We start from the raw sequence: 23,511 nt of genomic DNA on the forward strand, positions 1-23,511 counted from the left end.
GTCAGCCGGCCTTTGCCATCTGCATCAGCGTGACACGGCTCTGCAGCCGGCGCTGTGCCTGGTCGACGACGACGGCGACGATGATGACGAGGCCCTTGATCACCATCTGCCAGAACGAACTCACTCCCATCATCACCAGCCCGTCCGAAAGGATGCCGATTACGAAGGCGCCGACAATGGTGCCGCCGATCGTGCCGCGACCGCCCGACATCGAGGTGCCGCCGAGCACCGCCGCGGCAATGGCGTTGAGCTCGAAGCTCTCTCCGGTCGCCGGATGCGAGGCCATTAGTTCGGACGAGATGATCAGCCCGACGATCGCCGCGCAGAAGCCGGAGAACATGTAGACGAACATCTTCACCATATTGACGCGGACGCCCGAAATCCGCGCCGCCCGTTCATTGCCACCAACCGCGAAGATGTGGCGGCCGAGCGGGGTGTATTTGGCGAGATAGGCCGCCCCTAGCGCAACGACGAGCAAAATCCAGAGCGCGACCGGCAGGCCGAGCAACCGGCCGGCGCCGAGAAAGCCGAATCCGGTGGTGCCGAGCTCCGGCTTGCCGACGAGATTGGGGAAAGTACGGCCGTCGGACGACAGCAGCGCCAGGCCGCGCGCGACATAGAGCACGCCGAGCGTGGCGATGAACGGCGCAACGTTGAGCCTGGTGATCAGCAAGCCGTTGACGGCGCCGATCAATATGCCGACGGCAAGCGTGATCAGCGCGATCTCGAAGACGTTGAAATAGATGGTATAGCCGACCTGCAGGTCGATGCCGTTGAGCACGAGATAGCCGGCCACCATGCCGCACAGGCCGACGATCGAGCCGACCGACAGGTCGATGCCGCCGGTGATGATGACGAAGGTCATGCCCATTGCGAGGAATGCGTTCAGCGCCACATGCTTCGACATCAGGATAAGATTGGCGGCCGATAGGAAATTGGGGGCGGCTATCGAGAAGAATAACAGCACGGCGATCAGCGCGATGAACGTCCTCGCCTTCATCAGCGTCAGCAGGACCGAGCCGCCCGACATGGAGTTGACCGCCGCCTTGGCTGGGATGTCAGTCATGCGTCTTGCTCTCCGTGCGGGACCGGTCCGTGGCCGAAGGCGGAGGCAGCGACGAGTGCGGCCTCCGTCGCCTCGGCGCGGTCGAACATGCCGGTCAGTTTTCCATTGCTCATCACCGCGATGCGGTCGGACAACGCCATCACTTCGTCGAGATCGGAGGTGGCAAACAGAATCCCCAGGCCGTCGCGCGACAGCTTGCGCATGGTGCGGAACACGTCGGCCTTGGCGCCGACGTCGATGCCGCGGCTGGGCTCGTCCATCAACAGCACCTTCGGCCCGGTGAGCAGCGCCTTGCCGATCACCACCTTCTGCTGGTTGCCGCCTGACAGCGACGAGACTTCCTGCGCCGGATCGGCGACCTTGATCGCCAGTTCGCGCACCGTCCGGGCCACCGCCTGTCTTTCGGCGGCACCGCGAATGTGGAACAGGCGCACGAACCGCGACAGGCTGGCCAGCGTCAGATTGCTGGCGACGGAGAGGATTGACACCAGCCCTTCGCGCTGGCGGTCTTCGGGGATCAGCGCCAGGCCGCGCCGGATGCGCCGCGTCGTGTCGCGCTCGTGCACTTTCTTGCCGGCAATGAATATCGTGCCCGTCGAATGGCCGTGGCGGCCCATGATGCAGTCGAACAGCTCGCTGCGTCCGGCGCCCATCAGGCCATAGATGCCGAGAATTTCGCCGGCGCGCAGCGATAGCGAGACGTGATCGACCGCAAGCCCGCCGGTGACGCGCGGCAGGCAGATGTCCTCGGCGCGGAATATTTCCTCGCCCGGCACATGGCCGTCGGCCTTGGCGAAGTCCTTGGCGTCCGAGCCGATCATCTGCCGCACGATCCACTGGGTGTCGACGTCTTTCATCTCCGCCTGGCCGGTGATGCGCCCGTCGCGCAGCACCGTGATGGTGTCGCCGATGCGGATCAGCTCCTCGAGCCGGTGCGAGATGTAGACGATTGCCACGCCGCGTGCCTTGAGGTCGGCAATCACCTTGAACAGGATCTCGACTTCCGCCGCGCTGAGCGCCGAGGTCGGTTCATCCATGATCAGGATGCGCGCATCGAGCGAAACCGCCTTGGCGATCTCGACCAACTGCTGCTGGCCGATGCGCAGATCCTCGACCAGCATGTCGGGCCGGATGCCGGCTTCCAGGCGTTCAAGGAACTCCGCCGCGCGGCGCTCCTGCTCCTTGCGGTCGATCTTGCGGAAGCGGTTGGTGATCTCGCGGGTGGCGAAAATATTTTCGGCGACAGTCAGATTGCCGAACAGATTCAGCTCCTGGAAAACCATGCCGATGCCGCGGCTCACGGCATCACCGGAAGACGAGAATGAAACCTCCTCGCCGTCCAGCAGGATGCGCCCGAGCGTCGGTTGCTCGACGCCGGCGATGATCTTCATCAGCGTCGATTTGCCGGCTCCGTTTTCGCCGACCAGCACGTTGACCGCGCCTTTGCGCACTTCGAAATTCGCCCGCTTGACCGCGACGGTGCCGGAATAGACTTTCGAGACGTCCTCCAGCTTCAGGATGACATCTTGATCGCCGCTCATGACTTCGGCCCGATCTTTGCCTCCGCCGGCGTCACCAGCGGCAGGTCCTGGCCACTGCCCGGCGTATAGGCGCCAAGTACCTCGACGCTGCGGCCCTCGAGTGCCTCGCGCGGCAGCTTGGAAAGCACGGTCTTGTCGGCATAGGCGTTGAAAGCCTTGCCGAACTGGGCGAAGTCGATCTGGTTGGTGAAATCGTTGAACTGGATGAAGTCGAGGCTGTCGCGCAGCGCGGTTCCGCGCATGGCGGGTCCGATCTGCACCCGCGCGTCCGCCTTGCCGTCGCCGTCGGCATCGACGTCCATCGTCGCCGCGCGTGACTGTGTGTTGGCTGCCACGACCTTGCCCTCGAGCCGAACGGCGAAGGTCCATGGCGAATTCGCCTGCTTCTTCGGGTTGCCGTATTTGGCGCCGGCAGCGGCGGGATCGGTCTTGGCCAAGGTGTGAACCTCGGCAAACGGCCCGGCCTTCTGCTGCAGATAGGGTATGACTTTCGCCGCCCAGATGTCCGCGACCATCTTGTCGGGATCGAATGCGGAGCCAGTGCCGCCGTTTTCCGCCGACGGCGTCGGCAGGATCTTGCAGGCGGTCAGGCTGCCTATTGCTGCGAGGAACAACGCGACAAAGATCGGCCGGGTCAGCGTGTTGAACATGTCGGCTCGTTCGGCATGGCGGTCAGGAGCACCCAGAGAAATGGAGGCAAGGGCGAAATGGAAGCAAGGGACGAACCGGAGGCTCGTCCCTTGCTGCTTGATGTTACGCCGGCTCAGTTGGTGAGCGCGAACGTCTCCAGCTTGGCGGCATTGTCGCCATTGACCAGGACGCAGTCCATCAGCTGCTTTTCCTCAGCCGGGGACTTCTTGTTCTTGATGAAGTCGTTGGCCTGCTCGACCGCCATCTGCGCCTGCGCGAAGGCCGGCTGCAGGACTGTCGCCTTGATGCCGCCGGAGGTGATCGAGTCGCGCACGTCGTTCGACCCGTCGAAGCCGACGACGATGACGTCCTTGCGGCCGGCAGCGGCAAGTGCCGCATGAGCGCCCATCGCCATCGTGTCGTTGCCGGAGATCACGCCCTTGATATCGGGATTGGCCTGGAGGATCGATTCCATCTTTGAATAGGCCTCGGTCTGGCTCCAATTGGCCGACTGCTGCGCCACCATCTTCAGGTCCGGATAGTCGTCGATGACGTCGTGGTAACCCTTGGAGCGGATGCCGGCATTGGTGTCGGATTCCTTGCCGACGAGCTCGACGAAATTACCCTTCTCGCCCATCAGCTTGACGAATTCCTGCGCGCCGAGCTGGGCGCCCTGATAATTGTTGGAGACGATCTGCGCGACGGCAACGCCGGTGGCATTGATCTCGCGATCGATCAGGAAGGAAGGAACGCCTGCGTCCTTGGCCTTCTGCACCGCGGCGACGGTGGCGTCGGCGCCGGCATTGTCGAGGATGATCGCCTTGGCGCCGCGGCCAATCGCCGTGTCGATCAATTCGGACTGCTTGTTGGCGTCGTCGTCATGGACGAGCACCAACGCCTCGTACCCGAGTTCCTTGGCCTTCGCCTCCGCGCCGACAGCTTCCGCCTTGAAGAACGGATTGTCATGCGAGGGCGTGATGATGGCGATCAAATCCGCCGCATAGGCGGGTGCGGCGGTGCCAAGCGCCAGCATGCCGGCAAAAGCCGCAAGCGTCATTCTGCGTGTCAGTTTCATGTATTCCTCCCGTTGAAAATCCGTGCCTTATCCCAAGGCTATATGCATTCGATTTCGTTAGCCGGCCGTAGGCGGCGGGTCGCGTCAGATTCACAAGCCCTTGGCCGGCTTCACCTCGACGGATCGCTCCCCCTATCCTCCACTCATCCAGCGCCTGATCCTGCTGCGAAGCTTGACGGTCCGATCCATCGAACAGCTAAGCCAACTGGTATAATGAGTCAATGACAATTTCAGGTGACATGTTCCGGAGAACGCGTTGCTGCCCTCAAGTGATGCGCTGAATGCTCGCGGCAATCTCCTCCGGCTCGAACACCCGCTTCCAGTCGTCGCGCATCAGCACCGGCTTGCCGAACTCTATCGCCTTGTTGCAGGCGTCGGAGAACACGCCTTTGGTCTCGCCGAAGATGACGGCGCCAAGCACGTTCATATGACCAAGCAGGAAGTCGAGCGCCGCCTGCTTGTCGACCCCGCGCGCCACCACCTCGTCAACGGCCTCCTTCATGACGACGAGCAGCGAGGCGCATACCGTTTCCGAAAGGCCGGGCTCGAGCAGCGCCATCTGATCGACGGTGACGCGATGCGAGCGCATGACCGGGGCCCAGATGATCTTGGCGATCGCCTCACCCTTGGTGAAATCCTCCTCCGGTCCCTGCATCAAGGCGCTGACCATGTGTTGCTTGGCCTTGACGCCGCCGAAATAGTCCTTCTTCGCCGCCATGTCGGTCTCGTCGTTGAAGATCGGCGGATGGCACGGGTGAGTGACGAAATACGTCAGGTCCGGCCGCTTCGGCAAATGCCCGGCGAAAGGTGCCGCGGCGTCGAGCACGACGACCATCGTGCCTGATGCAAGCTTGCTCTCGATGTTCGCCGCGACCTTGCCGATATGTGTGTCCGGCACCGCCAGGATCACCACATCGGCGCCATCAAGCGCCTCATCGGCGCTGACGGCATCGATGCCGAGGCCCGACTTAAGCCGCTCGCGGCCGGCGTCGCTGACCTCGACATGGCGTATCGTATAGGGAGATCCGCGAAAATTGGTCGACAGACGGTAACCCATTTTGCCGCCCGCACCAAACAGCGCAATCGTTGTCATGTGTCCGTTACTCCTGAATTCCAACGACGGCCCTGCCGATCGTCATCCCATTGACTTGTATGCACATTGCCGCCGGTCGGCGGATTAGAGAACGCAGGGGAGCCGCCGCTCAAATGACGATGCCATGGACGGTGTCTCGGGCCCCGGATGTCCAGCACAGCGCAGCTACGCGGAGCATGCTATCTTAGGTACACATTATACCAGCATACCAAATTGGCAAGCGGCCATGGCACGGCTCTGACCACTTGTTTGGCCGTCGTTTACCTCCTGTTCAACGGCAAGGAGCGATCATCGCGCTGAACCGCCGATCGGCGGAATGATTCGCAGCCGACAAAGGCCCATGCTCGAAACTTCACTCTACAGCCCGGTCAAGACCTTCCTGGAAGGCCTGGGATTTATGGTCAAGGGCGAGATCGGCGGCTGCGATCTGCTGGCGCTGAGTGCCGACTCTCCGCCGATCGTCGTCATCTGCGAGCTGAAGCTGAAGTTCAACCTCGAACTGGTGCTCCAGGGCGTCGACCGTATGGCGGCGAGCGACGAGGTCTGGCTAGCGGCATGCATGTCGGCCCGTGGCAAGGGCCGTGAGAGCGATGTGAGATACCGCAATCTCTGCCGTCGGCTCGGCTTTGGCCTGCTTGGCGTGCGACCGAACGGCGAGGTTCAGGTGCTGCTCAGCCCGACGGCATTGGCTCCGCGTCGGGATCCCCGGCGCCGCTCGAAGCTAATTGACGAACATCGGCGTCGGCAGGGAGATCCTGTCGCCGGCGGCGGCTCGCGTGCGCCGATCATGACCGCCTATCGCCAGCAGGCACTGGCATGCGCCGCAGCCCTCGCCGACGGCCCAAAGCGGCCGCGTGACTTGAAGCCCAACCTGCCGAACGCGCCCAAGATTCTGCTGCACAATGTGTATCGCTGGTTCGCACGCACCGATCGCGGGATCTACGAACTGACCGCTCAGGGCCATGAGGCGTTGCAGCGCTGGCCGCAGCCCGATCGCAGCCACACCGCTGCCTGAAACAGGCAACGCCGGATTTCGCGCCCTGCTTTCCGCGACAATCACGGCTTCCGGCAAGACATCACCTCGCTCACGGAACCATATTTCGACACGATGGTTTTGTCGTCACCGAATTGATCGTCCGCTAAGCAAACGGAAGGAACGGCCATGCGCCTATCGACGACAATTGCCACACTTTCGGCACTGGCCCTTGCCTCGCCGGTCTATGCGCAATCCGTGGGACCAGGACTTGCCCCTGTCCCGCCGACGGCCCCGCAAACCCTGCCAGAGCAAGCCACGCCCGAAGGGACCACTCCCGATCAGGCTACACCTGACCAAGCCTTCTCCGCCCAGAATTTCACCGCTGTGACAATCGTGGCGATGGAGGATCTGCCTCCTGACATCAAGGCACAGGCGGAGGCCGTCGTCACCCAGACCAGCGCCGAGGATTTGCGCATCCTGCAAAGTTCGATCGACGCATCGCCGCAGGCGGCATCGGCGCTGGCGGCGAACGGGCTTAATTCCACGCAGGTCGTCGCAGCCAATATCGATGGCGACGGCACCCTGACGCTGATCATCCAGACGACGACGTGAGCGGCTGAAAGCGGACAAGCCGGCTCCGGCACGGAACCAAAGCCCGCTTGATCGCGGAGGACTGTCATGGCCGAGGCTGCAGTTCGCAACTTCACCATCAATTTCGGGCCACAACATCCCTCCGCTCACGGCGTCCTGCGGCTGGTGCTCGAACTCGACGGCGAGATCGTGGAACGCGCCGATCCCCATATCGGCCTGCTGCATCGCGGCACCGAAAAGCTCATCGAGTACAAGAACTACCTGCAGGCCTTGCCCTATTTCGACCGGCTCGACTACGTCGCGCCGATGAACCAGGAGCATGCATTCTGTCTCGCCGCCGAGAAGCTCCTCGAAATATCGGTTCCGAAACGCGGACAGCTCATCCGCGTGCTTTTCTGCGAAATAGGCCGGCTGTTATCGCACCTCCTCAACGTCACCACGCAAGCCATGGACATCGGCGCGCTGACGCCGCCGCTCTGGGGTTTCGCCGAGCGCGAGAAGCTGATGGTCTTTTATGAGCGCGCGTCCGGCGCCCGCATGCACGCGAATTATTTCAGGGTCGGCGGCGTGCATCAGGATCTGCCGCCGGAACTCCTAGACGACATCTGGAAGTTCTGTGATCCGTTCCTCAAGGTCTGCGACAATCTCGAAGAGCTGTTGACCGAGAACCGCATCTTCAAGCAGCGCAATGTCGATGTCGGGGTGATCGGCCTCGATGATGCCTGGGCCTGGGGCTTTTCCGGCGTGATGGTGCGCGGATCGGGCGCGTCCTGGGACCTGCGCAAGGCGCAGCCATACGAATGCTATTCGGAGATGGATTTCGATATCCCAGTCGGCAAGCATGGCGACTGCTACGACCGCTATCTCGTCCGCATGGAGGAAATGCGCCAGTCGGTCCGGATCATGCGGCAATGTCTGGAAAAGTTGCGCTCACCAGAAGGCCAGGGACAGGTCGCGATTCCGAGCCACAAGATCACGCCGCCGCCGCGTGCCACGATGAAGCGCTCGATGGAAGCGACGATCCACCACTTCAAACTTTATACCGAAGGCATTCGCGTGCCGAGCGGTGAAGTCTATGCCGCCGTCGAGGCGCCGAAGGGTGAATTCGGCGTCTACCTCGTGTCGGACGGGGGCAACGTTCCCTACCGATGCAAGATCCGCGCACCTTCCTTCGCCCACCTGCAAGCGATGGATTTCCTGTCCCGAGGCCATATGATCGCCGATGTTGCCGCGATCATCGGCTCGCTCGACATCGTGTTCGGAGAAATCGATCGCTAGTTTAGCCAGGTCGCAGGATCTTCCCCGATCGCAGGATCATTCGTCGTTAGTAGCCGCGCAGGCAGGCCTGGACGGCGCTCGACCGCCGGTCAGACGAAGGCTCTCACCTGTGGCGGGCCAGCTCAAATTCTCACATCAAAGACGGACGCATGGCCGCGACAAGGCGCAGCCAAGCGTCAAGGAGTTTCACAATCTGCGCGGCCCGACGGCGCACGAGCCCTTCCAAGTTCGGAAGCGCTCTCCACGGCGCGGAAAGAACGCGTGTTCCGCCGTTCCTCGTACCGCCTCAATGCACGATCAAGCCCTTCATCCAGGCAACAAATCTGTTGCCGCGAACTATCCCGCGCACCCTGGCAGCGGCCCATCTCGCTTGCATCGTAGCGCCGACATGGCAATGGCAGACGATTTGGTGCAACTGCCGGTCGCTCAGTTCGAAGAAGCGCTTTGCCTCACCATAGGTATCATCGCTGAGGCCCATGGCACGCAGAACCGGATCCTCGAAGGCGACAGTGAGCGGCGTCCCAGCGCCACGCGATCTGTCGCGCGCTTCCCTGTTCATATATTCGGTGCCTGGAAGCGCCCCAAGGCATCGCGTCGGGTTTTGTTCGAGAAGTTCCGCCCAACGTTCAATCCGCTGGGTTCGAGTCATCGCCGGATACGCCGCGAAGGACTCAACTTCCGCGACGGCCTGCAGTTGGTCGAGTGTTTGATGTTTCATGGTCGGCTCCTGTCGACAGGTGAATTCGCCCACGCCTACATGAGCAATTATCGCGCCATGGAGCGCTGACAAGACCGGACCGCCGCAACATGAGGCGTACGGATCACCTGCCCGGTGAAGCGGCGCTCGAATTCCGACGCGCCCCCGCCTGTGTTCGATGTCGACCCGTTAACCGAACCCGTTTCCGGACAGGAACTTTTGCGGAAGCTTGCCGTTTGGCTTTGCGTCCGCTTCGGCGGCTGCAATATCAATCTTGAAAGCAATTCCGTTGGACACGAAGCCTCAACGCGTCGAGCAAGACGTCGAGCCTGTGAATGAAACCCGGGAGCAACCGGCCCCGGTTCGAGAATCTCGTGAGCGATCGGCAGAGCCCCGGCAGGAAAAACCCGACGGGAATGCCTCGCAACGAAAGGCCGGTCTGCTCGGGTTTCCCAGGCGCCATCCCTATGCGGCCGCAGCCATCGCGCTTGCGCTGTTGCTCGTCGCGGCAGGCATCGCGATCTGGTGGCTGAACGCTCGCCAGTACGAATCGACCGACGACGCCTTCATAGATGCGCGCATAGTGACGATCGGTGCGCAAATAGCCGGCCGCATTACCGAGCTGGCGGTTACCGACAATCAGCACGTACAGGCGGGCGATGTCCTCCTGCGTATCGACGACAGCGACTATCAGGCAAACCTGAAGCAGGCCGACGCCGGCGTCGCCGCGGCCGAGGCCGAAATCGTCAATGTCGCCGCGCAGATCGAGGCTCAAAAAGCAAAGGTAAACGCTGCCCAGAGGCAGGTTGCACAGGCCAAGGCAGCGCTGGATTTCGCCAAGGCCGAGGATCAACGCAATCGCGAACTCCTGGCCAGGGGCACGGCAACGCAGCAGCAGGCGCAGCAGGCGGCATCGACGTTGCGTCAGGACCAGGCTGCGCTGGACAGCGCCGAGGCCAATGTCGCCTCGGCAAAAAGCCAGGTTTCGGTCTTGCAGGCACAGGCCAGGAGTGCCGAGGCGCAGCTCGAGCAGGCCAAGGCCAGCCAGGAGCAAGCCCGCACGACGCTGTCACGCACAACTATCACAGCACCCGCAGCCGGGCGGGCAACGAGCATTTCTGCGGCTAACGGCACCTACGCCCAACCTGGCCAGGTATTGATGATGTTCGTTCCCGACGAGGTCTGGGTGAAGGCCAATTTCAAGGAGACGCAGCTCGATCTGATGCGGCAGGGACAGCCGGTCGACATCGATATCGACGCCTACCCGGACAAGTCCTTCCATGGTCGCGTCGACAGTATTCAGGCCGGCAGCGGCACCGCCTTCAGCCTCCTGCCGGCCGAAAATGCCACCGGCAATTACGTCAAGGTGGTGCAGCGCGTGCCGGTCAAGATCGTCTTCGACAAGCCGCCGGATGTGCTTCTCGGGCCAGGCCTGTCGGTGGTGCCGACGGTCAAGGTGCGATGAGCGGCGAAACCGCCAGAAATCAGGGTGAAAGCCGATCCGCCGCCGGGACGCACAATCCCTGGCTTATCGCCGTCGTCGTCTCCATCGCCACTTTCATGCTGGTGCTCGACACCTCGATCGCCAATGTCGCCCTGCGCAACATCGCCGGCAGCCTGGCGGCCGGAATGGACGAAAGCACCTGGGTGATTACCACCTATCTCGTTGCCAACTCGGTGATCATCCCGGTCAGCGGCTGGCTGGCAAGCGTCATCGGCCGCAAGCGCTACTACATGCTCTGCGTTGCGACCTTTACCGTCGCGTCGCTGCTGTGCGGACTGGCGCCCAACCTGGAACTGCTCATCCTGTTCAGGGTCCTTCAGGGACTCGGCGGCGGCGGCATGGCGCCAAGCGAGCAATCGATCCTTGCCGATACCTTTCCGCCAGAAAAGCGCTCGCAGGCCTTCGCGCTTTACGGCATTGCCGTCATCGTGGCACCGACGGTCGGGCCGACGATCGGCGGCTGGCTGACCGACCATTTCTCCTGGCACTGGATCTTCTTCATCAACGTGCCGTTCGGCATCCTGTCGCTGGCCCTGGTGCAATGGCTGTTGGTCGAACCGGACGTACTCGAACGCGAACGCAAGGAACGGCTGAAAGGCGGCCTGAAGATCGACGGGATCGGGTTCGTCCTGGTAGCGACGGCATTGGGGTGCCTGGAGATTTTTCTCGACCGGGGCCAGCGCTACGATTGGTTCGCCTCGGATTTCATCACCACTTTCGCAGTGATTTCCGCGATCGCGTTCCTGCTGCTTATCCCATGGGAACTCAGTCGCAGCGATCCGGTCGTCGACATGCGCCTATTATTCACGCGCCAGTTCGGCACGGCGTTCCTGGTCATGATGGCGGTCGGTGCTATCCTGTTCAGCACCACCCAGATCGTGCCTCAGCTGCAGCAGACGACATTTGCCTACACCGCGACGCTCTCGGGCCTTTCGATGATGCCGGGCGGCATCGCCATGTTGATCTTGATGCCGGTGTCCGGATTTGTAGGCAGCATCGTGCAGCCCAAATATCTGATCATGATGGGCATGTCGGTGGTCGCAGTGGCCCTTTGGCATATGACCTCGCTTACTCCGGACGCCAGCTTCCGCTTCTTTGCCTTTGCCCGTGTTTTCCTGATGGTCGGGCTGCCGTTCCTGTTCATTCCCATCTCGACCGCGGCCTATGTCGGCCTGCCCCCGCAGAAGACCAACCAGGCATCTGCGCTGATCAACGTTGCACGCAATATCGGCGGCAGCATCGGCGTCTCGCTGTCCAACACCGTCATTGCGCAAAGCTCCCAGATCCATCAATCGAATCTGGTCGGCCACACCGTGCAGTCGTCGCCCGCCTATCAGCAGGCGCTTCGGAAGGCGACCGAGCATTTCGTCGCCCAGGGTTCGCCAATGGTCGAGGCGAAGCAGCAGGCGATCGCCTGGCTTGGTCAGTTGATCGCTCGCCAGGCCACGCTGCTCGCCTATGTCGATGTCTTCCGCTACTGCGCGGTGGCAACCGCCCTGCTCGTTCCGCTGGCGCTGCTGCTGCGGTCAAGCAAGTCAGGCGGCAGCCAGCCGAATCCGGAGATGGGCTGACCCGCAGGCGCGACGGTGTAGTTCCAAAAACGGGCAAGCCGGGAACCAGCCGACCCGTTGCGTTGTTCTGCGCCAAGAGGAGATGATTACGATGGCCACTATTCCCACACCCGAGCCAACACCGACCCCGGTGCCACCGCCTCCCATCCCCGATCCCAAGCCCGTGCGTGAGCCGGACCCCGACAGGCTCCCCGACGAAGATCCCGTTCCCAACCCGGATGAAAACGACATTCCACCGAAGCGGATGGCTGTTACCCGGCAAGTGCCATGATCGTTCTGCAGCGTGCACGGGCGATTGCTTGCGCCAGTGGCGCTGCCTGTCAGATTTCGAGCATGGCGTAGGGGCGGCCCGTCGGCTTGGCGACATGCATGGCAACGTTATAGACCGACGCCCCGCCCGGCGTACGGCCCTCGTAGGCGCCGCGATGCGCATGACCATGCACCACCGCACTGACCTGGAACCGGTCTATTGTTTCGGCCAGGCGTGACGAACCGAGAAATGGGAAGATCTCCAGCGGCTCGCCTTCGACCGTCTCGACGACAGGCGCGTAGTGCAGAACGACAAGCGTGCGTTTGGCGCGGACCTGCCGCATCGCGTTTTCAAGCCGCATCGCTTCGTTCACGCTTTCCGCCACCATCGACTTGATGGCCGGTTCGCCGAAGGAGCCGAGCATGCGCGATCCAAAACCGCCAACGAAACCCTTGACCCCGACGAACCCGACCTCGTGAATCTCCGTCGCCTCGCCATCGAGCAGATGAACGCCCGCCTGGCGCAGAATGTCGGTGACCTGCTCGACGGCGCCTGACTCATAGTCGTGGTTGCCAAGTACGGCGACGACCGGGATCGTGCAGGCACGCAGTTCCTCGGCAAGGATTTCGGCCTCCCGAGGCTTGCCGAGATTGGTAAGGTCGCCGGTCAGCACGAGAACCTGGGCTTCGCGCGACATCTCGCCGAAAAGATCGCGGTACGACGCCTGGTCCTCCTTGCCGACATGCAGATCGCCGATGGCGGCGATCTTGAGTGTGCCGCCGTTTTCCGCCTTTGCCGAAGCAGGTTTGAGTTCGTCAGCCATCGCTATATTCTCCTTCACCGCCGACGTCGGCAAAGCCCCATTCCTTGACGTCGATCTCATAGTCGGTTCGTGAAAGCATGCGCCCGCGGCAGATCCGCATCCGGGAAGGCGGCAGTTCGCGCTGTTTGGCCAGCCGGTCGAGCAATTCGTCGAGCAGCCACGCCGGCACACGGTCTCGCTCCGTCGGATAGATCCATCGGAAGTTCAAGAGATGCATCAGCAAGACTTCCCAATGGACTTCCATGTAGGAAAGCAGCCTTTGCCAATCGATCTGGTCGTGCGCCTTGAGGATGGTGTGCGCGACGTCGGCGCCATCGTGGCGGCGGCGGTCCTGGATGAAGCTTTTGGACCAGATAAGCTCGGTTGGGCCGATGATCCGCACCTGGCTGCCCAGCAATTCGCCCTGACGGGCGTGCTCCAGCCACAGGTCGTCGACGGGCATTGTGCCGTTCATCGAGGCGAAAATGACGTCGAAAAAATGCGTGCCCTTGAACACTTTGCCGAGCCACCGGTCGTCCTCGACCACGACGGCGTAACCGATCCGCTTGAAATGGGCGAGGATGCGCGGGCAGTCGCCGGCCTTGCAGAAAATATCGAGATCCTTGGTCAGGCGGGTGATCCCGGTATAGGCGCTTACGGCATAGGTGCCGGCGACGAGAAAGGGGATGCCGGTCGTGACAAGCTCGCGGATCGCCTCGATATAAAAGACCTCCGCTTCGGCATTGCGAGGCGTCGGGGCGGCTTTTGGATCGACCGACGGAACGGATGCCGGGATGGCGCTTTCCGGTGGGGGATTAATGATCATAGCTATGGCTCCTGGCCCGGCAGACCAGCAGCCGCCTGTATCTAATAGCCAAGCACGCCCGATGGTTCCCGCCGTTACGCGGCACTGCCGCTCCCGCCGCTGCATCAGGCGAACACATCGCCGTCGCAGGCCTTCGAAGCGGTCATGGCTGTCGCCGTCGCGGCAGTGATGAAAAGACATGCGACCGGTTATTTTGGCGTCAGGATCGCAGTGCAATCAGCCTCAAGCGCGTCGAGGCGGAGTAGGCCCGCTATCATCCTCAGGTCCGGAAAGGATTGGCTTCAACATGGTTCCGGAGCTGTCGGAGGCGCTGCGCACCCGGCGCAACAGCCATTTGAGCGCCCGTAGCCAAACCGACTCTGTTTTCCGTAACGGTGCAGGCGGCGTGGCGAAAAGGCCATTCTCCATTTTGTAGTTCCTCACAGTCTCAGTCCAAATCAGCGTTCTTCAACGAGCAAAGCTTGTGTTGGTTCCGCGTCGCCATCGGCGGGAGCACGGGCTGGACGGGGCGAGGCCATCATTGGCGGGTTCGAGCGGGCTAGCCTTCTGCAGGGAGATCAGCGCCTCGCGAGATCAGCCTCGGCGATCAAGTGGCGGAATTCAGCTACCAGCCGGCGGGATTCGGCTCGTATCCTGATGCGCCGGCTCTGGACACGACCCGCGAAGGCTGAAATTGTGATCGTATTTCCAGTTGCAAATTTGGTTGGGCTCGGCGGGGATGGCGCTGGTTTCTGAAGACATTGCCCGCCATCCGGCGCTGCGTCGCCATGTCCAGGCTCAGTCGCGGACGCTTCTCCAGACCTATGAAGCGAACCCGCGGCTGGCTTCCGTATTCGCCACGCAACAGCGTTGGCTGATGGCCCATATCGGCCTTGGCTTGTATTTCAATCGAGAGCCGGACGATCATCGCAAGGGCCTTACGTCCGCACGGTTCATGGACGACATCTGCCGGCATTCGGTGGCCAGCCGCAACACCGCCGACGCCTTCCTGAAGGAGATGCTGCATTACGGCTTCATCCGGCATCTGCCGATCAAATATGGGCGCATCCGCCCCTTTGAGCCGACCGCGGGCACTCTGGAGACGGTTGCCGGCTGGGTCATGGCTCATCTCAGAACGCTGGACAGCCTGGACAGCGGATTTCGACTGGCTGCATTCGTCGCACAACCGGACATGCTCGCCAAACTGCAGCCGCTGGTGGCCGACGGCCTGCTTTCGTCGCATGCCGTGCGGGAGCCGAGACAGACCTTTTCCTTATTCACCTGGCTCGACAATGGCGGCATCGTCATGGATTGGCTGATGTCCGGCGTCGACCCCGATCATGCCGACCTGGGCCGAATCCCGACCGGTGTCGTCTCAATCGGAGATTTCGCGAACTGGCTCAAGCTTTCCCGGACCCACCTGTCACGCAAATTGGGCGATGCCGAAGAACTCGGCAGCGTCGGCTGGTTGGGCCAGCGCGGTCACTCGGTCATGTGGGTGTCGAGCGAGTTCTATCAGGAATACATGACCGCCCAGGCGGTCAAGCTCGCCATCATCGATGCAGCCTTCGATAACTGTGTTGTAACTTCGCAAGCCAGCTGAACCGCGAGCCGACCGCCGTCGTGGCAGCCTTGGCGCCGCCGCGACGGAGGTCCGGCATTTCAATCGATGTCGAACGACACGCCCTGCGCAAGCGGCAGCGCCTTGGAATAATTCACCGTATTGGTGGCGCGCCGCATATAGGCCTTCCAGGCATCGGAGCCGCTCTCGCGGCCGCCGCCGGTTTCCTTCTCGCCACCGAAGGCACCGCCGATCTCGGCCCCTGACGTGCCTATATTGACGTTGGCGATACCGCAGTCCGATCCGTCGACGCTAAGAAAGCGCTCGGATTCCTGCAGGTCGCGGGTAAAGATCGAGGATGACAGCCCCGCTCCCACCGCATTGTGTTCTTCTAGCGCGGTGTCGAAGTCCGAATATTTCATCACATAGAGGATGGGCGCGAAGGTTTCCTCTGTCACGGGCGAAACCTGCCGCGGCATTTCGACCAGCGCCGGACGCACATAGTAGGCGTCGGGGTGACCGTTCTCGACCCGCATTCCGCCGGTTATCTTACCGCCATGCGAAGCCGCCTCCTCCAGCGCCTTCTGCATATTCTCGTAGGCAGCCTTGTCGATCAGCGGGCCAACCAGAGCGCTTGTCTCCAGCGGATTGCCGACCGAGACGCTCTCATAAGCCTTCTTCAGGCGCGGAACGAACTGGTCATAGACGCTCTCATGCACGAACAGGCGCCTGAGCGTCGTGCAGCGCTGGCCGGCCGTGCCCATGGCGCCGAAGGCGATAGCGCGGAGCGCCATGTCCAGATCGGCCGTCGGGCAGACGATGCCGGCATTGTTGCCGCCGAGCTCCAGCACCGCACGGGCAAAGCGCTTCGCCAGCCGTGGGCCGACATCCCTGCCCATGCGCGTCGAGCCGGTGGCCGAGACCAGCGGCACCCTGGGATGATCGACCAGGATCTCGCCGACGGCGCGATCGCCGATCAGCACGGGCGCCAGTCCCTGCGGCGCGTCAGCACCGAAACGCTTTACCGCGCGTGCAAAAATCGCCTCACAGGCGAGCGCCGTCAGCGGTGTCTTCTCCGACGGCTTCCACACCACCGCGTCGCCGCAGACCAGCGCAAGTGCTGCGTTCCACGACCACACCGCGACCGGAAAGTTGAAGGCCGAGATGACGCCTACGACGCCGAGCGGATGCCAGGTCTCCATCATGCGATGGCCGGGACGCTCGGTGGCGATGGTCAGGCCGTACAATTGCCGGGAAAGACCGACGGCGAAATCGCAGATGTCGATCATCTCCTGCACTTCGCCAAGACCTTCGGATGGGATCTTGCCGACTTCGATCGATACCAACCGGCCAAGCTCGGCCTTGTGTGTGCGCAATTCCTCGCCGAGCAGCCGCACCAGTTCGCCACGCTTGGGAGCTGGCACCTGCCGCCACGCCAGGAAAGCCTTGTGGGCATTGTCGATGGTCGTTGCCGCATCGGCCGGCGAGATGGTCTTCAGCGCGGCGATCTGCTCGCCGGTCGCCGGGCTGCGCACGATGAGGTCGCCGCCCGTAAGCGCGCGCTCGGCAACGCCCAGTTTCGCCAGAAGCCCGGCCGTTTCCTTCGCAATCGTCATTTTCATCCCTTTCAGATTCCGTCGCTCATATGGCGTCGGTCCAAGCCTTGCGCCATACCCGCTCCCTGCCGGTCGGCACACCAGGCGCTGTCATGGCGTGGCATTACGCGTTTCAGGGAGAAATCGCCACCCCGGCATGGTCCAAGCCGGCGTCCGACTGTTGAACCAGCCAGATAGAGCGAATCAGTGTGCCGTCTTGGCGGTTTCCCGCACGGCGCTTTCTTTCATCAGCCGGTCGATATGCATGCGGATATGCGCTGCCTCGGCGGCCGTATTGGCAAGCGCGATGGCGCGGTCGAAAGCGACGCGCGCCTCCTCGCCGCGGCCAAGCTGCATCAGCAGTCCGCCCTTGAGGCCGAAGAAATGGAAATAGCCGGAAAGCCTTCCCTCCAGCGGCTCGATCATGGCGAGTGCGGCTTCCGGTCCACGCACCTTGGAGACCGCGACGGCGCGGTTGAGCGTCACCACCGGCGACGGCTGCATCTGCTCGAGCAGGCCGTAGAGCAGGTCGATCTCGTTCCAGTCCGTATCCTCGGGCTTTTCCGCCCGCGCATGCAGTGCGGCTATCGCCGCTTGTACCTGGTAGGGACCGGGCTTGCGATGGCGCAACGCCTTATCGACCAGCGCCAGGCCTTCATCAATCATCTTGCGGCTCCACAGGCTGCGGTCCTGGTCTTCGAGCAGCACGATCTCGCCGTTCTCGTCGAAGCGAGCCGGCGAGCGTGCATGCTGCAGCAGCAACAGCGCCGTCAGCCCCATGATCTCCGGCTCGGTCTGGAACAGCCTGAGCAGCAGCCGGGCCAGCCGGATCGCCTCTTCGCAAAGCGGCGCACGCGCCGAAGCCTCGCCGCTGTTGCTGGAATAGCCTTCGTTGAAGATCAGGTAGACCATGGCGGCGACGGCGGCGAGCCGTTCGGAGCGCTCGACCGCTCCCGGCGTCTCGAACGGCACCCCGGCGTCGGCGATACGCGCCTTGGCGCGCGTGATACGCTGCTCCATTGCGCTTTCACCGACGAGGAAGGCGCGGGCGATCTGCTTGACCGTCAGGCCGGAGACGATGCGCAACGCCACCGCGATCTGCTGTGTGGCCGGCAGGTCGGGATGGCAGCAGATGAACAGCAGCCGCAAAATATCGTCGCGGTAATGCGCCCCGTCCAGCCGCTCGGCGACGTCGCTCTCGGCATCCTCCAGATCGGAGATCTGGTCCTCCTCCGGCAGCGGCGCCTGCTTGGCGCGCTTGCGCACCGCATCGATGCCGCTGTTGCGGCCGACGAAGATCAGCCAGGCTGCCGGATCGCGCGGCGGACCGTTTTTCGGCCAGTTGTTCAGTGCCCTCAGGCAGGCGTCCTGGAATGCTTCCTCCGCCGCGTCGAGGTCGCGGAAGTAGCGCAGCAATGCCCCCATCGCCTGCGGGCGAGCGGTGCTGATTGCCGTGCTGATCCAGGCGAGTTCGGTCATGCGGAAACCTTGGCGGGATTGAAGAGCGAGACCGGCCGGATTTCGTAGGAGCCGCCGCTCGGGTTGACCTCGGAAAGCTCGCGCGCGAAGTCGACGGCCTCATCGAGGTCGGCGCATTCGAGCGTGTAAAAGCCGAGGAACTGTTCCTTGGTTTCGGCAAACGGGCCGTCGATGACGATCGATTCGCCCTTGACCTTCCTCAACGTCGTCGCTGCGGTCGTCGGCAAGAGCCGCGCCACCGGGCCAAGCCGGCCCGCCTGGGCATATTTTTCCTGCACACCCAGGAGTTTTTCCATGACGGCGTCGTCCTGCTCCTTGCTCCAGGAGCAGACGACGTCTTCGGAGGCATAGCAGAGGATCGCGTAGAGCATGGGTCGTCCTTTTCTCTGTCAAAGGACGAAACACTAGGACCGATGCCGACATGGCGTCGACAAAAAAACGCTCCGTCCGGCGTCAGCCCTCTCTTGCCTTCAGCCATCTCAAGACCAAGGCCTCCTCGTCGTCGAGCCCGGCGATCGAGCTCTTGCCTTGGTTGGCATCCGCCATTTCGTCCAGCAGCCGTCCTTCGGGCCAGGCGCGGAACACTTCCGGATGGATGTAGCATTGGCGACAAACCGCGCGCGTATTGCCGAGCCGCTCGGCAACCTTGTCGATGACATTGTTCATCACCCGCTTTTGCTGCGCCTGGCTTTCCGGACGTTCGGTTTGCGCAAACAGCGACGCCGCATGGATGGTGCCACCCCAGGTTCTGAAGTGCTTGGAGCTGAACTCCGCTCCGGCGTTCTCCCTGATATAGCGGTTGACGTCGTCTGAGCGCACCGGATGCCTGTTTCCGTCCTCGTCGAGATACTGGAACAGTTTTTGGCCCGGCAGGTCCTGCGCTCCACGCACGACCTTGGCAATCCGGCGATCGACAAGCTTCAATCTCCATTCCTTGCCGGATTTACCGATGAAGGCAAAACGCAGGCTCGAGCCCTTGATGTCGACATGGCGGTCACGCAGCGTGGTCAGCCCAAAACTCTTGTTGTCGCGGGCATAGGCGGCATTGCCGACACGGATCATCGTGTTGTCGAGCAGCCAGACGATAGCCGCAACGACGCGTTCCAGCGGCAGGCCGTGACGGCGCAAATCGACGTCGATCTGCCGCCGCAGTTCGGGCAGGCTTTCGGCGAAGGCGATCAGGCTCGAATATTTGACGCCGTCACGCTCCTCCGCCCAGTGCGGGTGATAGCGGTATTGTTTGCGGCCGCGCTGGTCCCGACCGGTCGCCTGGATGTGACCGTCGGCATCCGGCGAGATCCACACATCCGTCCAGGCCGGTGGAATGGCGAGCGCCTTGATGCGTGCCAGCGCCTCCCCGTCGACAATCCGCCCGTCGGGTCCTTTGTACGAGAACCCCTTGCCCGAACGCAGCCGGCGAATACCGGGTTCAGTGTCGGTGACATAGTTGAGCGAGGCCCGAACGGCCGAGGCTTGCGCGCCGTTCTCCAGCGCTCCGTTGTGCGGCACCGCGTTTTTTGGTGCAGCTTTCCTCACAGCCGATTGGCCAGACGACGACCCGGATTTGTCCAGCATGTCCTCTCCACGGAATTTCCGTAGATAAGCCGCTTGCCGGCTGCGGGTTCCAACGCCTCTTGATCTCTTGGTTCCAGAACAGCCTATCGACGTCGCCGTGCAACGAAGACGTGCGTCGTCACGCCTTTTCGAGCACGACCGGAATGACGTCGACCGCCTGCTCGCCGACCTGCCCGCCGGTGGTTTTCAGCACGCCGACGATCGGCGCCACATCGGAGTAATCGCGGCCGTAGCCGACCGTGATATGGTCGTTGCTTGCCCGCATGCCATTGGTCGGATCGAATTCCTGCCAGCCGGCATCGCGCCCGCACCACACCTTGACCCAGGCGTGCATGGCGTCGGCACCTTCGAGCCGCGGCTTCCCGCGCGGCGGGATGGTGCGCAGGAACCCGCTGACATAGCCCGCGGGAATACCGAGGCCGCGCAGGCCGGCGATCATGATGTGGGAAAAATCCTGGCAGACGCCGCGCTTCAGGCCAAAGGCGTCGCTGGCCCGCGTCTGCACGGTGGTCGCCTCGCCGTCATAGGTGAAATCGCGGTGAATGCGGTTGCACAGAGCCATGGCCGTGCCGACTGTCGAACTGCCGGCACTGCCTTTCGCATAGGCAGTGATTGCCGCGTCGATGCCGGCATGATCGCTGGCGGCCAGAAAGTGATGCGGCGAAGCCGGCGCCAGCGAGTGCACTGCGCCGAGTTCTTCCCTCAGCCGGCGTATGTCCGGCGATACGTCGAGCCCGGGTTCGGGCCGCGACACTGAAACACGCGCGCTCATCCTGATGTCGAGCGCATCATGCGCGTCACGAAAGGCGATCGAGGTGACACTGTTGCCGAAAAAGTCGGAAAAGTCGGAACGTTCGCTGGGCGCCGGCACAAAAGACAGTGAAGCGGCAATGACGCGCTGCACGCCAGGGATGGTCGGCGGCAGCACGCGCACCTGATGGCGGCCGCCGCCGGCCGCCGCATCATAGTCGTAACGCAGGTGAAGCCTGATGTCGTAGAGCATGCTGTCTCTACCCGAAATAGGCTTTGGCGAGGCTGTTGTAGAGCCCGCCGATTTCATTGGCGAGATCGCCGAGGGCCTTGGCCGTCATGTCCGAGGGCTCCTTGATGGCGATCGACGTGTTGAGCTGCAGGATTTCCTTGGCCGCCGGCGACATATGGCCTTCAGCGCCGACAGCGGGCAGCAGCGCGATTTCGGCTTTCAGCCGTTCGAGCTGGAAAAGGATTGAGCGCGGGTTGAGCGGATCGAGCGCCAAAAGGTCGACCACCGTGCGCCGCCCCGCCTGCACCGGATACTGCCGACGGTGGGTCATGACGCTGTCGCCGATCTCCAGCATCATGTCGAGCGCACCTTCCGGCGCCTGGGCTCTGGTCAGCCGGGCGAGCGTGCGGGCTATCTGGATGCCGCGTTCGAGCCTGCGGCCGATTTCCAGGAAACGCCAGCCGGCAAAGCGGTACATGTTCTCGTGCAGCAGGCCGGAAAACCCGGCCAGCTTGCGCAGGATGACCGTCATTGCCCTTGTCGCGTCGTCGCCCGGCGCCACTGTCGCGGCAAATTGATGGATGGTCTTCGACAGATCCTTCAATGCCAGCCAGCCATCGGGCGAGAAGCGGTCGCGGATCTGCCCGGCGCTGTAAACGGCGCTGTCCAGCGTGCCGATGAGCCCCAATGGGATTGCCGTTTCGACGTCGATGCCGAACGGCGCGAGATAGTCGCTGATATCGGCGAGCAGCGGCATCTCGGGATCGGATGTCTCGGCCAGCCGCACATGGTAGGCGCGCAGGATGCGCACCGTGTCTTCCGATCGCTCGATATAGCGGCCGAGCCATGTCAGGTTCTCAGCCGCGCGGCTGGGCAGACTGCCCGGCAGGGTTCGGGTGAAGCTGTCGTGCTCCTGCGGCAGCAGCGTCTCGCGCTCGACCGGCCTGTCGCTGACCACCCAGACATCCGCCGCCTGGCCGCCGCGCTGCATGGCGATGGCCGTCGGGTCGAGCGAAAAGCCGACACGGGCAAAGCCGCCCGGCATCACCGTCCAGCCTTCCGGCGTCCGCGCCAGATAGACGCGCAGGCTTGCCGGCCGCGGCTCCAGCCAGCCGCCGACATAGACAGGCGTGGTCGACAGCGTCACCGCTTCCTGGCCGACGAAGTCGCCGCCGTCCCGTTCGATCCTGGCGACGAGCTCGGCCCGTTCCTCGACCGACAGCGCTGACCCGAGCTTGGTCGAGCCGTCGTCCTCGAAGGCAAGCCGCGTCGACAGCGCCGGGCCGATCACCATGCTATCGATGTTGGCGAGCACATGTTCACGCTCCGTCTCCTGCCCGCACCACCATGTCGCGACCGTCGGCAGCAGCAGTTCCTCGTTGCGCAGGGCGCGCGAAATCTTGGGCAGGAAGGCGAGCAGCGCGCGCGTCTCCATCAGGCCGGAGCCCAGTGCATTGACGGCCGAAACCGCCCCTTGCCGAACCGCCTCGACCAGCCCCGGCGTGCCGATCTGCGAGTCCGGCCGCAATTCAAGCGGATCGGCGAAGGCGGCGTCGAGCCGCCGCCACAAGACGCTCACCGGCATCAGCCCCGAAACCGTGCGCACCATCAGCCTGCCGCCGGAGACGGTCAGGTCCTCGCCCTCGAGCAGCATGATGCCGAGATAGCGGGCGATATAGGCATGTTCGTAATAGGTTTCGTTCAGCGGTCCCGGCGTCAGTATGGCGACACGGCCGCCGGCTTGCTTGGCCATGCCGATCAGCGCGTCGCGGAAGCGACGGAAGAAGCCGGCCAGGCGGTGCACATGCATTTCGCCGTAGATGTCGGACAGCGCCCTTGTGGTGGCGACGCGGTTTTCCAGCGCAAAGCCGGCGCCCGACGGCGCCTGTGTGCGGTCGCCAAGCACCCACCAGCGGCCGTCCGGGCCACGACCGAGCTCGAAGGCGCAGAAATGCAGGAAATGGCCGCTGGCCGGCCTGGTGCCGACGACCGGCCGCAAATATTCCGGGCTGGCCGCGATCAATCCGGCCGGCAGAATGCCTTTCTCGACCAGCCGGTTCGGCCCGTAAATGTCGGCGATGGTCTCCTCGAACAGATCGGCGCGCTGGACCAGGCCGGCGCTGATGTCAGCCCATTCCTGCTCCTCGATCAGCAGCGGCACATGCGCCAGCGGCCATTCCCGCTCGTTGGCGCCGGCCTTGTCATAGACGCGGTAGTAGACGCCGGCGTCGCGCAGGTACTGGTCGGCGCGGGCGAAGCGCTGGGCAAGCTTTTCCGGCCCCAGGTCCTCCAGCGCCTCGATGAAGTGCCGCCAGGCCGGCCGCGGATTGCCCGACGCATCGACCATCTCGTCGACGACGCCGTCGATCGGCTGGTAGTGCTCCAGCAGACTGTGGGTCTGCGGCTTGCTGCGCAGCCTTTTGTGATTCCCCTTCGCCAT

The 23,511-nt window shown here is 63.1% G+C and carries 20 protein-coding genes; 6 read left to right on the forward strand and 14 right to left on the reverse strand.

Going from position 1 to position 23,511, the window contains the following annotated elements:
• Position 1: 1 nt before the first annotated feature.
• The 5 genes from NKH90_RS06015 to NKH90_RS06035 all read right to left on the reverse strand — a co-directional run bounded on the left by NKH90_RS06015 (position 2) and on the right by NKH90_RS06035 (position 5,405).
• Positions 2-1,066: an ABC transporter permease gene (locus tag NKH90_RS06015; RefSeq protein ID WP_023675478.1), complete on the reverse strand. Its 1,065-nt coding sequence runs from the start codon at positions 1,064-1,066 to the stop codon at positions 2-4.
• A complete protein-coding gene (locus NKH90_RS06020) occupies positions 1,063-2,607 on the reverse strand; it encodes a sugar ABC transporter ATP-binding protein (protein WP_352469590.1) in 1,545 nt (514 codons plus the stop codon). The genes NKH90_RS06015 and NKH90_RS06020 overlap by 4 nt, the downstream gene beginning before the upstream one ends.
• Entirely contained in the window at positions 2,604-3,257 is a 654-nt protein-coding gene (locus NKH90_RS06025; protein WP_352539317.1) for a DUF2291 family protein, read from the reverse strand. Before NKH90_RS06025 ends, NKH90_RS06020 begins: the two co-directional genes overlap by 4 nt.
• Before the next feature lie 113 nt (positions 3,258-3,370).
• Complete coding sequence (locus NKH90_RS06030; protein ID WP_352469588.1) at positions 3,371-4,312, reverse strand: D-ribose ABC transporter substrate-binding protein; 942 nt, start codon at positions 4,310-4,312, stop codon at positions 3,371-3,373.
• A gap of 265 nt (positions 4,313-4,577) precedes the next feature.
• Positions 4,578-5,405 carry a phosphogluconate dehydrogenase C-terminal domain-containing protein gene (locus tag NKH90_RS06035; protein WP_352818055.1) on the reverse strand — a complete coding sequence of 276 codons (828 nt, stop codon included), beginning with the start codon at positions 5,403-5,405 and terminating at the stop codon, positions 4,578-4,580.
• A gap of 340 nt (positions 5,406-5,745) precedes the next feature.
• Between NKH90_RS06035 and NKH90_RS06040 the strand changes: the two genes are divergently transcribed.
• The 3 genes from NKH90_RS06040 to NKH90_RS06050 all read left to right on the forward strand — a co-directional run bounded on the left by NKH90_RS06040 (position 5,746) and on the right by NKH90_RS06050 (position 8,250).
• Positions 5,746-6,420 (forward strand): DUF2161 domain-containing phosphodiesterase, encoded by a 675-nt coding sequence (locus NKH90_RS06040; protein WP_352818058.1) that lies wholly within the window; start codon positions 5,746-5,748, stop codon positions 6,418-6,420.
• A gap of 147 nt (positions 6,421-6,567) precedes the next feature.
• Complete coding sequence (locus NKH90_RS06045; protein ID WP_352818061.1) at positions 6,568-6,993, forward strand: hypothetical protein; 426 nt, start codon at positions 6,568-6,570, stop codon at positions 6,991-6,993.
• A gap of 66 nt (positions 6,994-7,059) precedes the next feature.
• Complete coding sequence (locus NKH90_RS06050) at positions 7,060-8,250, forward strand: NADH-quinone oxidoreductase subunit D (protein WP_352818064.1); 1,191 nt, start codon at positions 7,060-7,062, stop codon at positions 8,248-8,250.
• Between the two features lie 286 nt (positions 8,251-8,536).
• Here NKH90_RS06050 and NKH90_RS06055 read toward each other — a convergent pair whose 3' ends face one another.
• Positions 8,537-8,968, reverse strand: coding sequence for a hypothetical protein (locus NKH90_RS06055; protein ID WP_023675469.1), 432 nt, complete (start codon positions 8,966-8,968; stop codon positions 8,537-8,539).
• A 310-nt stretch (positions 8,969-9,278) separates the two neighbouring features.
• On the opposite strand from NKH90_RS06055, the gene NKH90_RS06060 reads away from it, so the two are divergent.
• Both NKH90_RS06060 and NKH90_RS06065 read left to right on the forward strand, forming a co-directional pair.
• Positions 9,279-10,412: an HlyD family secretion protein gene (locus tag NKH90_RS06060; protein ID WP_352767173.1), complete on the forward strand. Its 1,134-nt coding sequence runs from the start codon at positions 9,279-9,281 to the stop codon at positions 10,410-10,412.
• Positions 10,409-12,022, forward strand: coding sequence for a DHA2 family efflux MFS transporter permease subunit (locus tag NKH90_RS06065; protein WP_352818067.1), 1,614 nt, complete (start codon positions 10,409-10,411; stop codon positions 12,020-12,022). The genes NKH90_RS06060 and NKH90_RS06065 overlap by 4 nt, the downstream gene beginning before the upstream one ends.
• A 320-nt stretch (positions 12,023-12,342) precedes the next feature.
• Here the strand turns inward: NKH90_RS06065 and NKH90_RS06070 are convergent, their stop codons facing one another.
• Together NKH90_RS06070 and NKH90_RS06075 are read right to left on the reverse strand one after the other, a co-directional pair.
• A complete protein-coding gene (locus NKH90_RS06070; protein ID WP_352469581.1) occupies positions 12,343-13,095 on the reverse strand; it encodes a metallophosphoesterase family protein in 753 nt (250 codons plus the stop codon).
• The gene (locus tag NKH90_RS06075) at positions 13,088-13,900 is read right to left on the reverse strand and encodes a nucleotidyltransferase family protein (RefSeq protein ID WP_352539322.1); all 813 of its coding nucleotides are present in this window, start codon (positions 13,898-13,900) and stop codon (positions 13,088-13,090) included. Before NKH90_RS06075 ends, NKH90_RS06070 begins: the two co-directional genes overlap by 8 nt.
• Before the next feature lie 718 nt (positions 13,901-14,618).
• Here NKH90_RS06075 and NKH90_RS06080 point away from each other — a divergent pair.
• On the forward strand, positions 14,619-15,482 hold the full coding sequence (locus NKH90_RS06080; protein WP_352818070.1) for a hypothetical protein: 864 nt from the start codon (positions 14,619-14,621) through the stop codon (positions 15,480-15,482).
• Positions 15,483-15,541: 59 nt separating this feature from the next.
• Here the strand turns inward: NKH90_RS06080 and amaB are convergent, their stop codons facing one another.
• The 6 genes from amaB to NKH90_RS06110 all read right to left on the reverse strand — a co-directional run bounded on the left by amaB (position 15,542) and on the right by NKH90_RS06110 (position 23,511).
• Complete coding sequence (amaB, locus tag NKH90_RS06085; RefSeq protein ID WP_352818073.1) at positions 15,542-17,056, reverse strand: L-piperidine-6-carboxylate dehydrogenase; 1,515 nt, start codon at positions 17,054-17,056, stop codon at positions 15,542-15,544.
• 183 nt (positions 17,057-17,239) lie between these two features.
• Positions 17,240-18,514 (reverse strand): RNA polymerase sigma factor, encoded by a 1,275-nt coding sequence (locus NKH90_RS06090; RefSeq protein WP_352448164.1) that lies wholly within the window; start codon positions 18,512-18,514, stop codon positions 17,240-17,242.
• Complete coding sequence (locus NKH90_RS06095; RefSeq protein WP_254817007.1) at positions 18,511-18,885, reverse strand: YciI family protein; 375 nt, start codon at positions 18,883-18,885, stop codon at positions 18,511-18,513. The genes NKH90_RS06090 and NKH90_RS06095 overlap by 4 nt, the downstream gene beginning before the upstream one ends.
• Before the next feature lie 82 nt (positions 18,886-18,967).
• Positions 18,968-20,089, reverse strand: coding sequence for a DNA topoisomerase IB (locus NKH90_RS06100; RefSeq protein WP_352818076.1), 1,122 nt, complete (start codon positions 20,087-20,089; stop codon positions 18,968-18,970).
• 118 nt (positions 20,090-20,207) lie between these two features.
• Positions 20,208-21,092, reverse strand: a complete 885-nt coding sequence (locus NKH90_RS06105; protein ID WP_352448166.1) for a transglutaminase family protein — start codon at positions 21,090-21,092, stop codon at positions 20,208-20,210.
• A gap of 7 nt (positions 21,093-21,099) precedes the next feature.
• On the reverse strand, positions 21,100-23,511 hold the full coding sequence (locus tag NKH90_RS06110) for a circularly permuted type 2 ATP-grasp protein (protein WP_352818079.1): 2,412 nt from the start codon (positions 23,509-23,511) through the stop codon (positions 21,100-21,102).

The organism is Mesorhizobium sp. M0898, assembly GCF_040319695.1.
Lineage (GTDB): Bacteria > Pseudomonadota > Alphaproteobacteria > Rhizobiales > Rhizobiaceae > Mesorhizobium.